Origin of the sequence: Sphingomonas arantia (assembly GCF_042682045.1) — a bacterium.
Classification (GTDB): Bacteria; Pseudomonadota; Alphaproteobacteria; order Sphingomonadales; family Sphingomonadaceae; genus Sphingomonas_R; species Sphingomonas_R arantia.
The window spans coordinates 264,005-276,816 of the sequence record NZ_JBHUGS010000005.1; the positions used below are offsets into that span (position 1 = coordinate 264,005).

General features: G+C 70.7%; 10 protein-coding genes. 1 reads left to right on the forward strand and 9 read right to left on the reverse strand.

Going from position 1 to position 12,812, the window contains the following annotated elements:
• The first annotated feature begins 79 nt into the window (after nucleotides 1-79).
• Nucleotides 80-1,240 (forward strand): tRNA epoxyqueuosine(34) reductase QueG, encoded by a 1,161-nt coding sequence (queG, locus tag ACFSGX_RS16320; protein ID WP_380931376.1) that lies wholly within the window; start codon nucleotides 80-82, stop codon nucleotides 1,238-1,240.
• Nucleotides 1,241-1,418: 178 nt separating this feature from the next.
• On the opposite strand, the gene ACFSGX_RS16325 is transcribed toward queG, so the two are convergent.
• The 9 genes from ACFSGX_RS16325 to ACFSGX_RS16365 are packed head-to-tail and all read right to left on the reverse strand — an operon-like array spanning nucleotide 1,419 to nucleotide 12,781.
• Nucleotides 1,419-2,093 (reverse strand): HAD family hydrolase, encoded by a 675-nt coding sequence (locus tag ACFSGX_RS16325; RefSeq protein WP_380931377.1) that lies wholly within the window; start codon nucleotides 2,091-2,093, stop codon nucleotides 1,419-1,421.
• Nucleotides 2,090-3,967 carry a response regulator gene (locus ACFSGX_RS16330; protein WP_380931378.1) on the reverse strand — a complete coding sequence of 626 codons (1,878 nt, stop codon included), beginning with the start codon at nucleotides 3,965-3,967 and terminating at the stop codon, nucleotides 2,090-2,092. Before ACFSGX_RS16330 ends, ACFSGX_RS16325 begins: the two co-directional genes overlap by 4 nt.
• The gene (locus ACFSGX_RS16335) at nucleotides 3,964-5,622 is read right to left on the reverse strand and encodes a response regulator (protein ID WP_380931379.1); all 1,659 of its coding nucleotides are present in this window, start codon (nucleotides 5,620-5,622) and stop codon (nucleotides 3,964-3,966) included. Before ACFSGX_RS16335 ends, ACFSGX_RS16330 begins: the two co-directional genes overlap by 4 nt.
• Nucleotides 5,619-6,659, reverse strand: coding sequence for a chemotaxis protein CheB (locus ACFSGX_RS16340; protein ID WP_380931380.1), 1,041 nt, complete (start codon nucleotides 6,657-6,659; stop codon nucleotides 5,619-5,621). The genes ACFSGX_RS16335 and ACFSGX_RS16340 overlap by 4 nt, the downstream gene beginning before the upstream one ends.
• A 5-nt stretch (nucleotides 6,660-6,664) precedes the next feature.
• Nucleotides 6,665-8,698, reverse strand: a complete 2,034-nt coding sequence (locus tag ACFSGX_RS16345) for a hybrid sensor histidine kinase/response regulator (RefSeq protein ID WP_380931628.1) — start codon at nucleotides 8,696-8,698, stop codon at nucleotides 6,665-6,667.
• A 6-nt stretch (nucleotides 8,699-8,704) separates the two neighbouring features.
• A complete protein-coding gene (locus tag ACFSGX_RS16350) occupies nucleotides 8,705-10,357 on the reverse strand; it encodes a methyl-accepting chemotaxis protein (protein ID WP_380931381.1) in 1,653 nt (550 codons plus the stop codon).
• Nucleotides 10,358-10,362: 5 nt separating this feature from the next.
• Nucleotides 10,363-10,923 (reverse strand): chemotaxis protein CheW, encoded by a 561-nt coding sequence (locus ACFSGX_RS16355; protein ID WP_380931382.1) that lies wholly within the window; start codon nucleotides 10,921-10,923, stop codon nucleotides 10,363-10,365.
• A complete protein-coding gene (locus ACFSGX_RS16360) occupies nucleotides 10,920-12,299 on the reverse strand; it encodes a CheR family methyltransferase (protein WP_380931383.1) in 1,380 nt (459 codons plus the stop codon). The genes ACFSGX_RS16355 and ACFSGX_RS16360 overlap by 4 nt, the downstream gene beginning before the upstream one ends.
• The gene (locus ACFSGX_RS16365) at nucleotides 12,296-12,781 is read right to left on the reverse strand and encodes a chemotaxis protein CheW (RefSeq protein ID WP_380931384.1); all 486 of its coding nucleotides are present in this window, start codon (nucleotides 12,779-12,781) and stop codon (nucleotides 12,296-12,298) included. Before ACFSGX_RS16365 ends, ACFSGX_RS16360 begins: the two co-directional genes overlap by 4 nt.
• Nucleotides 12,782-12,812 lie beyond the last annotated feature (31 nt).

The following is a 12,812-nucleotide window of genomic DNA, read 5'->3' on the forward strand; positions in this document are numbered from 1 at the left end:
ACGATCTCAGCCCCACCCCAACCCCTCCCCTGAAGGAGAGGGGCTTTACGTCGTCCTTCACCAAGGCCACATCCTCCCCGTGCAAGCCACCCTCGAAACCCGCCTGAAACAGGAAGCGCTGGCGCTCGGCTTCGTCACCTGCGGCATCGCCCGCGCCGACGCAGCACCGCAGACCGCCGCCCGCCTCGCGGCCTGGCTGGCGGACGGCGCGCACGGCGACATGCTCTGGATGGCCGACCGCGCCGAACAGCGCGGCAGCCCCGCCGCCCTCTGGCCGCAGGTCCGCAGCGTCGTGATGCTCGGCATGAGCTACGCGCCCCCCGGCGACCCGCTCGCCCTCGAACATGAACCGCACATCGGCCGGATCAGCGCCTATGCCCGCGGCCAGGACTATCACGACATCGTCAAGAAGGCGCTCAAGGCCCTCGCCCGCTGGCTCGTCGCGGCTGGCGGCGGCGACCTGAAGGTCTTCGTCGATACCGCCCCCGTCATGGAAAAACCGATGGCGGAGGCCGCCGGTCTCGGTTGGCAGGGCAAACATACCAACGTCGTCAGCCGCTCGGACGGCAGCTGGCTGCTGCTCGGCGCGATCATGACCACGCTCGATCTCGCGCCCGATCCGCCCGCGATCGATCGCTGCGGCCGCTGCGACGCTTGCCAGCGCGCCTGCCCGACCGACGCCTTCCCCGCCCCCTACCGGCTCGACGCGCGGCGCTGCATCTCCTATCTTACGATCGAGCACAAGGGCCCGATCCCGCACGAGTTTCGCGCCGCGATCGGCAACCGGCTCTACGGCTGCGACGACTGCCTCGCCGTCTGCCCCTGGAACAAGTTCGCCGCATCCGCCGCCGCCAACCGCGCCTTCCACACCCGCGCCGAACTCGCCGCCCCCGCGATCGCCGACATCCTCCAGCTCGACGACGCCGCCTTCCGCGAAGTCTTCTCCGGCTCCCCCATCAAACGCATCGGCCGCAACCGCATGATCCGCAACGCCCTTATCGTGGCGGGCAACGGCGACGGGAGAGCGTTGCGTGAAGTGCTGGCGCTACTCGACGACCCGGACGAAGTGGTCCGCGGTGCTGCCGTGTGGGCGCTTGGCAGGCTGGACGCAGGACGCTTCGCCGCAGAGCGGGCCGTTCGCACAGCAACCGAACCCGACGAAACAGTCCGCTCGGAATGGGGATCAACCTACCAAAACCCGCTTCTCCCGAGCGCAGTCGAGGGACCCCTTCGAGCGTAGCCGAGAAGCGCAAAGTCGAAGACCTCGGCTTCGCTCGGTCGGCCCCTCGACTACGCTCGGGATGGACGGGGTAGGGAGGGAGCCCACTCCCCAAACCCGTTTGGTTCGAGCCTGTCGAGAACTCCGCGCAACGTTCTCGACGAGCTCGAACCGAACGCGCTGGGTTAAGCAGACACCCTCACCCCCGCGCGATCAAAGCATCCAAAATCTCGGTCAAACTCTCCAACGTCGCCACCGTCAGCGCCCGCGTCGCCTCCGTCGCGGGCAGCAGATCCGGCACCATCACCGTCGCCATCCCCGCCGCCGCCGCAGCGCGGATCCCGTTGGGCGAATCCTCCACCGCCAGGCAATGCTCAGGCCGCACGCCCAGCCGCTCCGCCGCCAACAGATAGGGGTCCGGCGCCGGCTTCGGGTTCAGCACATCGCTGCGCGTCACCACCACGTCGAAATGGTGGATCAGCCCCGCCCGCGTGAGCGCCGCCTCCGCATCCGGGCTCGCCGTCGACGTCGCGATCGCGCACGGCACGCCCCGCTCACGCAGGTGATCGAGCAACGCCACCACCCCGGGCCGAAGCGGCACCCCGTCGCGCGACGCCACCAGGAACCGCGCATCCGCATCCGCATAGAAATCGTCGAGCGGAAACGCCTCGCCCATATGCTCGGCCAGCACCACGCGGTTCACGTCGCGGTGTACCCCCACCAGCCGCGTGAACAGCGCCTCGTCGATCTCGGTCCCCAGCACCCGCGCCGCATCCGCCATCGCGACGTGATGCATCCGCTCGGTATCGAGCAGCGTCCCGTCCATGTCGAAGATCACCGCGTCGAGCGGTTCGGGGAGGAACGAGAGCTTCATGCCACCACCACTTTCGCCGTCGCCTCGCACAGCCAGCGTTGCAGGTCGCCGCGCGAAAACGGCTTAGTGATCACCGTCACGTCCGCCGCATCTGCGCCCACCTCGGCAAATCCCGTCACCAGCAGCACCGCAATGTCCGGCCACGACGCGCGCACCTTCCGCGCCAGTTCCATCCCCGACATCCCCGGCATCGCATAATCCGTCACCAGCGCATCGAACCGCGCGTCCTCCGCCAGCACCGCCAGCGCCCGCGCACCGCTCTCGACCGACACCACCGCGTGGCCCAGATCCGCCAGATACGCCGCGACCACCGACCGCACCTCGGCATCGTCCTCCGACAACAGCACGCGCAACCGCTCGCCCTCAGCGTCGCCGACGTCCGGCGCGGCGGCATGCGAACCATCCGCCCCCGCACGCGGCAGCCACAGGGTTACGGTCGTCCCCTGGCCCAGCACGCGGTCGATCGCGCTCGTGCCCCCGGCCGCCTCCGCCATCGCATGCACCATCGGCAGGCCTAGCCCGGTGCCCTCGCCCGGCGCCTTCGTCGTGAAGAACGGCTCGTACACCCGCCGCCGCACCGCTTCGGACATGCCGACGCCCTGGTCCGTCACCGCGATCCGCACATAATCGCCCGGCACCAGCCCGTCCGGCATCTGCCCCGCGCCCGCATTGGCGGCGGTCAGCACCACCTCGCCACCGTCCGGCATCGCGTCGCGCGCGTTAATGCACAGGTTGACCAGCGCCAGCTCGAACTGCCCGCGGTCCGCATGGATCGGCCACAGATCGTCCGCTATCGCGTACCGCACCGCCACCCGCCCGGCCATCGACCGCACGACCAGATCCTCAATCGCGCGCAACGCATCGCCCGGCGCGAACGTCTCCGCGGCCAGATCGCGCTGCCGGCTGAAACTCAGCAACCGCTGGGTCAGCGCGGTGCCGCGCCGCGCCGCCTCCGTGGCATTGTGCAGGAACCGCGCGAGCCGTTCCGGGTCCGCCGCCCCGCCCACCCCGGCGCGCGTCGCCAGCTCCAGATTGCCCAGCACCGCGGCGAGCAGGTTGTTGAAATCATGCGCGATCCCGCCGGCCAGCGTCCCCAGCGCGCGTAGTTTCTCCGACTGGTGCAGCGCCTGCTCGGTCCGCTTGCGTTCGGTCTCATCGCTCTCGATCCGCAACAGGTGCGCGCCCGATCCGTCCGCCGTGAACGGAATGCGCCGCGTCCGCACCCAGCGTTCCGCCCCGTCGCGACCGACCCGCGGCATTTCGCTCTCGTGATACTCGCCCTGCGCCAGCAGCGCGCCATCCTCTGCCTCGACCGGGCTTTCGAACGGCCGCCCGTTCGACCGAACGATCCGCCCGGTCGCATCGACGACCGAAATCGCCGCCGTGCTCCGTTCCGACAGCCCGGCGAACACTGCCTGCTCGAACGACAATGCGGTCCGCAGCCGGAACCGGTCCGCCGCCGCGCCGACCATCGCGCGCAACGCGTCCGGCTCCCACGGCTTGTGGACATAGCCGCCGATCGCCCCATCATTCACCGCGGAAATCACCGCCGACAGGTCGGCATAGCCGGTCAGCAGCATCGTCTCCGCCCGGCAACCCGCGCGCGCCTGCGCCAGGAACTGGTTCCCCGGCATCTCCGGCATCCGCTGGTCCGACAGGATCACCGCGAAGTCATGCCCGTCCGCGATCAGCGCCAACCCGGCCTTGCCCGACGACGCCGTGAAGACGCGATACTCGTCCTCGAACAGGTCCTCCAGCGCGACCAGGATCTCCGCCTCGTCGTCGACGATCAGCAGCAGCGGGCGCGTGTCCGCCGCTACGGCATCATCGGGTCCGTCCGCGATCGTCATGGTGTCGGTTGCGTCATCGGTCATGGCGCGGCCACCGGTATCGCAAGCGTAAAGCACGCGCCACCCTCCGGTCCGTCATCGACCAAGATCGTCCCGCCATGCGCCTTCACGATCCCATAGGCGATCGCCAAACCCAACCCGGTCCCGGCCCCGACATCCTTGGTCGTATAAAATGGTTCGAACAGCCGCGCCCGCAATGCCACCGGCACGCCCGGCCCGTTGTCGGCGATCGTGATGCGATATTCACCCGCCACTTCGGCCGTCCCGATCGTGATCCGCCCGCCCTCCGCCGGTGCCGCGTCCGCTGCATTGGCGACGATGTTCATCACCACCTGATTCACCAGCGCGGGGGTACAGACCAATGTCGCCGGCGCGGCATAATCGCGCATCACCGTCACCCCGTCGCCCAGCTTCGGCCCGAGCAAGGTCAGCACCGCCTCGATCGCCTCCGGGATGTCGGTCTGCACCGGCCCGCCATCGTCCAGCCGCGAAAAGCGCCGCAGCTTCACGACCAGGTCCTGGATCCGCGTCAGACCCGTCCGCATCGATCCCAGCCGGTCCGCTGCCTTCGCCAGTTTCGCCGCATCGCCCCCGCCCGCCGCATCGCGCACCAGCCGCTCGACAGTCGACTGATGCGCCAGGATGAACGCCAGCGGATTGTTGATCTCATGCGCGATGCCGGCGACCAGCTCGCCCAGCGACGCCATCTTGGCGGATTGCACCAGCTGCGCCTGCGTCTCGCGCAGCCGGGCGTTGGCATCTTCCAGCCCGCGGTTCGCGACCGCCAGCGCATCGGCCGACTCTGCCTCCGCCCGCGCGCGTTCCAGCGTGCGCTCCTGCTCCAGCGCGCTGGCCGCCGCGCGCATCTCCTCGTCACGTGCCAGCTTCCGCCGCAACGTTGCGCGGATCCGCACCAGCACCATGTCGCGGTCCTGCGTGCGCGGCACCACGTCGTCCGCCCCGGCATTCAGCGCGGCGAGCACGGCCGGCCCGTCCTGCACGCCGCCCAGCCCGACGATCTCGTACGCATCGCCCGTCCGCCGCCGCCGCGCGTTCAGCCGCCCGCACAGCTCGGTCGCGTCGTAGCGCAGACTCTCCAGCCCGATCAGCACACAATCCGCCGGCTCGCTCGCCAGCAACGCGATCACATCCGCCCCGTCGTCCGCCTCCACCACCTTGTGCCCATCGGCGGTCAGCACGGTGCGCAGCAGCAGCCGGTACGTCGCACTGTCGTCGATCAGGATCAGCCGCGCCTGGCGGAACCCGCTGTCGACCGGCGCCGCCGTCCCGGTCGCGCGCCGCTGCCGCACCAGCGCGCGCATCCGCGACACCAGCAGCGCCGTTTCGCTCGATTTCGGCAGATACGCATTGGCCCCGCTGTCCAGCCCCTGCCGCTCGACGTCATGCGCCGCAGCGCCGGTCAGCATCAGAACGGGCAACGTTCGGGTCCGCGTTGCATGCCGCATCCGCCGCACCAGCTCGTCGCCGTTCATGCCGGGCAGGTTGTAGTCGACCACCACCAGATCAGGCAGGTCGCCGTTCAGCCGCTCCAGCGCCTCCTCCGCGGTCCGCGTCCGCTCGACCGCAAACCCCTCGCCCTCCAGCAGCAGCCGGAACTGCAGCGCCTGCGTCTCCGAATCCTCAACCAGCAACAGCCGCGGCGTCTCGCCGTCCGTCATGCCGCCAACCCCGCGATCGTCCGTTCCAGATGCGCCCCGATCCGGTCGATCGGCAGCGCGAGCGCCCCCATCCGCACCGCCGCCGCCGGCATCCCGTACACCACCGCGCTGCTCTCATGCTCCGCGATCGCCGCACCCCCCGCCGCGATCAGCGCGCGCACGCCATCTGCCCCGTCCTCGCCCATGCCCGTCAACACCACCGCGATCGCCGCCCCGGACAAAGCCTCCGCCGCGGACTCGAACAAGGCGGTCGCCGCCGGCCGCTGCCCGCCGACCGGCGCATCGCTCCCGATCCGCATCCGCCCGTCGCGCCCGATCCGCAAGTGGCGTCCGCCCGGCGCGACATGGATCGTCCCCGCCATCGGCACGCCCCCATCCTCGGCAATCACCACGCGCTGCGGCACCACGCTCCGCAGCCACGTCGCATAGCCCTCCATGAACGCCTCCCCCATATGCTGCACCAGCAGTGTGGGCAGCATCAGGTCGGCCGGCAACCCGCCGAAAAGTCGCGCCACCGCCTGCGGCCCGCCCGTCGATGCCGCACACAGCAACATCCGCGGGCTCACCGGCACGCCCGCCCCCGGCGGTTCCATCTCGCGCAGCCGGATCCGCCGCCGCACCACCGCGACATCGCTCATGATCGCCAACTGCGTGCAGATCTCGCGCGCCACCGCATCGAACGCGCGGTTCCCGAACCCGACCGGCTTTTCCACGACGGACAGTGCGCCCGCCCGCAACGCATCCATCGAACTCGCCAGCGACGCGCCGTCGATGCTCGCCGAGATCACCACGATCGGCGTCGGCCGGTCCGCCATGATCCGCCGCGTCGCCTCCAGCCCGTCCATCCCCGGCAACTCGATATCCATCGATATCACGTCCGGCTGCACGCGCGGCAGCGCCACGATCGCCTCCTCCGCACTCGCCACCGCCGCGACGACCGTCAGCCGCGGATCATGCGAGATAATATGCACCAGCAGCGTCCGGACCGCCGTCGAATCCTCGACGATCATCACGCGCTTCGGGGCCACCGCCGCCATCGCAGTCAGATCAGCTGGCCGATGATCGACAGCAGCTTGCCCTGTTCGAAATCCTGCTTCGTGACATAGGCGTTCGCGCCCAGGTCGAGGCCGCGTTCGATATCGTCGGGGCTGTTGCGCGATGTCATCATCACCACCGGAATGCCGCGCAGGGCCGGATCGTTCCGCACCGCGGTCAGAAGCCCGAACCCGTCCATCCGCGGCATCTCAACATCGGCCACCACCAGGTCGATCTCGCCCGCTTCGGCCCGCAACCGTTCCAGTCCGGCCAGCCCGTCCACCGCCAGCCGCACGGCATAGCCCGCTGCCTCTAATATTCCGCGCTCCAGCGTCCGGGTCGTGATCGAATCGTCGACCACCAGCACGGTCAGCCGCCGTGCCGCCGCCGGCTGCTCGGCCACCACCGCCACCCCGCGCGCACTGCCCAGCGCCCGCGCCGCGATCACGTCGGCCCCCAGCACCAGCGCGACCGCCCCGTCGTCCAGCAACACCGTCCCCGCCACCCATGGCAGATCCACCGCGATCGCCCCCGGATCACCCACCACAAGCGACCGCACCGCGACCAGCGCATCGACCGTCAACGCGATTCCACTCCGCAGCCACAACACCGACAACGCGCCTTGGCCGGCAGGACTGCCGACCCCCAGCACCGCGGAGAGGGCAACCAGCGGCACCGCCACCCCGTCGATCACCGCAACCTGCCCGTCCTCGCCGCGCGTCACCGCACCGGGGTCCAGCGCCATCACCCGCCGCACCGCCGCCACCGGCACCGCGTAAGTGGCGCCCGCACACTCCACCAACAGCATCGTCTGACGCGACATCGACAGCGGCACCGCCAGCATCACCACCGTCCCGCCGCCATCCGCCGGCGCGATCGTCACGCTGCCCTGCAAGCGCCGCGCGGCATCCGCCACCACCGACAGGCCCACACCACGCCCCGATACCTCGTCCACTGCCGTCGCGGTCGAGAACCCCTGCTCGAACACCATCGCGCGCAGCACCGGCAGCGGCGGCGTTGTGCTTCCCGCCGCGATCAGCCCCGCCGCCCGCGCCCGCCGCTCGATCGCTGCGTCGTCCAGCCCCGCCCCGTCGTCCGTGACGGACAGGATCAACTGCCCCCGCGCCGCCTGCACGGTCGCGGTCACAGAGCCCTGTTCCGTCTTCCCCGCCGCCCGCCGACGTTCGGCGGTCTCGATCCCATGCCCGACCGCATTGCGCAGCATATGCAGCATGGGATCGCGCAGCATCTGCAGCACGCGGCGGTCGGCGGCCGTCTCGCTCCCCTCGATATGCAGCGACGCACTCTTGCCCTGGCTCTGCGCCACCTCGCGCAGCATCCGGTCATATCCGTCGAACAGCATCTGCGCCGGCACCATCAGGACGCGCTCGGCACTCTCTTCCAGCGCCGCCACCGCGCGGTCCATCGCCCAGTCCGCCCGCCCCTGCGCCCGCCGCATCTTGCCCGCTGCCGCCAGCGTCCGGGTCACCTGCCGCGCCGCACCATCCGCATCGCCGCGCAGCAGCATCGCCGCCACCGCCTCCAGGTCCGCCGCGATCCCGACCAGCCCATCGGCCACCGCCGCGCGCCCCTGCACCTCTGCCGAAACGCCGTGCAACGACCGGGTCAGCGCCTCCACCGCGCGCGCCGACACGCGCAGCATATCGTCGCCTGTACTCTCCCGCATTACCGGCTCCGGCACAGCCGTATCGCCAGGATCACCACCCGACACCGCCGCCCCGGCCGCATCCTCGATCGCATCAATCTGCACCCGCAACTGCGGCACCGTCTCGGCATCCAGTGCCCGATCGCCCCGAGCGATCGCCTCCAGCAACGTCTCCAGCGCATGCGCCAGCCGCTCGGTCTCGGGCTGCTCCACCGCGCGAGCGGCCCCCTTCAGGCTATGCGCCCGGCGGAAGAACTCGCGCAGGTCGACCGGCTGCCCCGCCTCCTGCGCCGCTAGCGCCGCCCGCATGCCCGCCAGATGTTCCGACAGTTCGTCCGCAAACGCCGCCTGCAACAGGGCCTGGATATCCTCCACCGGCAATTACAGCCGATAGCGTTCGGTCAGCCCCACCAGCGTGCGCGACAGCATCGTCAGGTCGCCCGCCGCCTGGTCCAGCTGGCGCGTGCTCGATGCGGTCTGCTGGCTCGCCTGGCGGATGTTCTGGAGCGCGATCGTCACCTGCTCCATGCCGATCTGCTGCTGGTTGGTGCTCGCCACGATTTGCTGGAACGTCTGCACGCTGTCTTGGATACGCGCGCCCAGCTCCTCGATCGCCGCCTGCCCCGCGTCGGTCCGCGCCTTGCCCGATGCCGCGCGCTTCACCGCCTCCTCGGTCAGCATCACCGATGCGTTGATGCCGCGCTGGATCTCGCCCAGGATGCTCCGCACGTTGCGCGTCGCGTCCTTCGCCTGATCGGCCAGCGTCTTCATCTCGGACGCCACGACGGCGAAGCTCCGCCCGGCCTCGCCCGCCGCCGCCGCCTCGATCGACGCGTTCAGCGCCAGCAGGTGCGACCGCTCCGACACGTCGTTCACCGTCGCGATGATGTCGCCGATCGCCGCGGTTTTCTCCGACAGCAGCACGATGTTGCTCGCCACCGCCTCGGCCTGCTCGCGGATCTCGTCCATCGCGCGCACCGTGTCCTCGACCGCCGCGGTCCCCGTATCGCTCGTCTGCACGGTCGCCTGCGCCACCGCGATCACCTCCTGCGCACGCCGGCTGATCTGCGTGCCAGAATGGACGATCTCGTCCACCGTCGCCGCCGTCTCCTGCACCGCGGCCAGCTGTTCCTCCACCGACGCCGCCTGCTGCTGCGTCGATGCGCGGATCTCGGTCGCCGCCGCGTTCAGGTTCTCGGTCGCCTCGCGGCTCTGCCGGGCGATCGCCTGCAACCCCGTCACCATGGTGTTCAGCGTCGCACCCAGCCGGCCGAATTCGTGCGGCCCGGTCGCCGCGGTCTGCCCGGACAGGTCGCCCTCGCCCACCCGCGCGACGAAGCCCATGAATTCGTCCAGCGGCTGGACGATCGACCGGCGGATCCCCCACGCGATCACGACGCTCGCCAGGATCGCGACCATCAACCCGGCCAGGATCGACAGCCGGCTCCGCTCATAGGTGTCGCGCGCCACGCCGCGCCCCACCACGATCGTATCGGCCAGCACGCCGCGCATCGCACTCAGCGATCGGATCATCGCGGTCTGTTCGCGTGCGATCGTCGGTTGCAATGCCACCACCGCCGCCCGGTCGCCGCGCCGCACCGCCGCCAGCTGCGCCGTGCTGGCATCGCGCACCGCCGCGAACCGCACCTCCACCTCGTCGGACAACCGCACCATCTGCGCCCACTGCGCCTGGCGCGACACGTTGGCCGCGCTCTGCTGATACGTCCCTACCAGTTGACGCAGGCGGTTGATCGCCGCCTGCATCGCCACGGTCTGCGCCGCGAAACCGCCGTCGCCATCCGCCGCGGCCGTTCCCATCGCGAAGCGCAGCACCGCCTGCCCGCGCAGTTCGGATGTCGCCGCCTCCGCCGCGCTGACCGAATCGAGCTGCGTCAGCGCCGCCAGGTCGCGCTCGACGATCCGGTCGACGGTCGATCGCACCTCCGCCACCTGTCCCAGCGCATACAGGCCGAGCACGACGAGCAACGTCGTGATCGCGGCAAAGCCGAAGATGATCCGGTTGGAAACGGACAAATGCGTCATCCTTCTTGCGGCGGCGGGACGGCCGGCACCGCGCCGCCCCGCCCGGTCAGGTGCCCGATCAGGCGGGCCATGTCGACGATCGTGATCGGCGGCACATCGGGCAGCACGATCAGCTGCGCGATCCCGTCGCGCCGCCCGGCCTCCGCCACGGCGGCACCGGGAACCTGGATTACGTCCTGCACCGTATCCACCCGGATCGCGACATAAGGCCGGTCCTGCCGCACCAGCAGCACCGCGCCGGCCCCGCCCCCCGCCGGCTCCAGCCCCAGCGCCGCCGCGGGATCGAACAGCGTATGGATCACGCCGCGCCGCGCGAACACGCCGATCACCGCCGCCGGCGCACCCGGCAACGCGGTCACGCTCACCCCGGCCAGCACGTGCCGCACCACCGCCAGCGGTGTCGCGAACCGCGTGCCGCGCGTCTCCCAGCACAGCATGGCCACGGTCTCGACCGCCGCGACATCCTGCGCCGCCAGCCGCACCCGCCGCCGCTCCAGCTCGAGCGCGATCGCCGCATCCGACAACGCCGCCGCCGTCACCCTGACATCACCGCTCACGCCGCCACCTGCAACGCATGGCGCACCGCGGCGATCAGGTCCGCCGCGGTCATGCCGTCACCCTCGCGCAGCACCGCATCGTCACCGACCAGCGCCGCCGCGTTCGCCGCATTGGCCAGCGACCGCCGCCCCTCCGCCACGCGCCCCTCACCCATCAACTGCCGCCCGAGCAGGTAATGCGCCATCGCGAAGTCGCCATCCAGATACAACGCCCGGCGATACCCGCGCTCCGCCACCGACGCCTGCCCCAGCGCCGCCGCCGCCAGCGCCCCCAGATAATGCGCCACCGGATCGCGCGGTATCGCCGCCACCGCCGCCTCGGCCTGTGCCAGCGCGGCCGCCGCATCGTCCGTCGACAGGTACCGCCGCACCGCATCCAGCCGGTCGTCTCCAACGACTACCGCCGGCGCGATGAACTGCGCCACCTTGGGCAGCACCTTGGCTACCACCCGCTTCACCGGCTGCACGACGCGTTGCACCACCGGCACCGGCTGCACCGGGACGGCAACCACCGGCACCACCTCCGCCACGCTGCCCAGCCGCCGATACGCCAGCACTCCGCCGGCATCGACCGGCGTCGCGACCGCGTTCAGCGCCGGATTGGGCTCGGCATGCCCCAACATCAGATACCCGTCCGGCCGGGTCCGCAGCGCCAGCGCCCCGACCATCGCGGCCACCACATCCTGCCGGAAATAGATCAGCACGTTGCGGCACAGGATCAGGTCGAACGTGTCCCGCTCCGCCGTCGGCCCGTCCTCCAGCAACGTCATCATGTTGTGCCGCGCGAACCGCACCATCGCGCGATATTCTGGCTTCAGCCGGAACCGCGTCCCCTCACCCACGAACAGCGCGCTGCGCTCGCCCGCCGCCATCGTCCGCAACGCCCAGTCACCGAACAGCCCCGCTCGCGCCACGTCCAGCGCGTCCCCGTCGATATCGGTCCCCAATATCTCGATCTGCCAGTCCGCCAACCGCGGCCCCAGCAGCCGGTGCAACAGAATCGCGATCGAATATGGCTCCGCCCCGGTCGAACAGCCGACCGACCAGATCCGCAACCGCCGGTCGCCCCCGCGCCGCGCGATCAGCGCCGGCAGGACCGTCTGACGCATCGCCTCGAACTGCTCGCTGAACCGGAAGAAGAACGTCTCGTTGATCGTGACCGCGCTTTCGATCCGCGCCCACTCGTCCGCCGCCGCATCGTCCAGCCGCCGAGCATAGTCCCCAACCGTCGCGATCCCCAGCACCGCCATCCGGTCCGCCACCCGCTCCCACAGCTGGTCGTCCTTATCGGCATAATAATGATGCCCGGTCCGCGCGATCACGCGCGTCTTCAACGTCGCGAACGCCGCCGCGTCGCCCGGTGTAAGCGCCTTCATGCCCACTCCCGCGCCCGCCGCGCCGCATCCGCGGTCAACGCATCGATCCGCGCTGCCGCCCCGTCCGCCAGCAGCCGCGGCACAGACAGGACATGCGCTTGGCCCTCGCCCGCATCGACCATCCCGGTCACGCACCCGCGATACGACGCATCGTCCGCCACCGGCCGCACCACCGCATCGCGCACGATCTCCGCCGCCCGGTCCACCAGCAGGCACGGCGCACCCGCCCCCCGCACACGCACCAGATGCGCATACAGGTCGACCGCCGCGCCCTCCGCGGCGTCCCCATCGAACAGCAAGGCGGGCGACAACACCGCCACCGTCTCGCCGCGCACCATCACGAACCCAACCAGCGGCCGCGGAATCGTCGGCGGCCGCCACAACGGCACGATCGGCAGGATCTCCGCCACGTCCGACAGCGCCAGCGCGAACCGCACCGGCCCCACCTCGCAGATCAGCATCGATGGTCCCGCCCCGTCCATGCCTCCCGGCTATCGAAGCGGCCCCGACCCG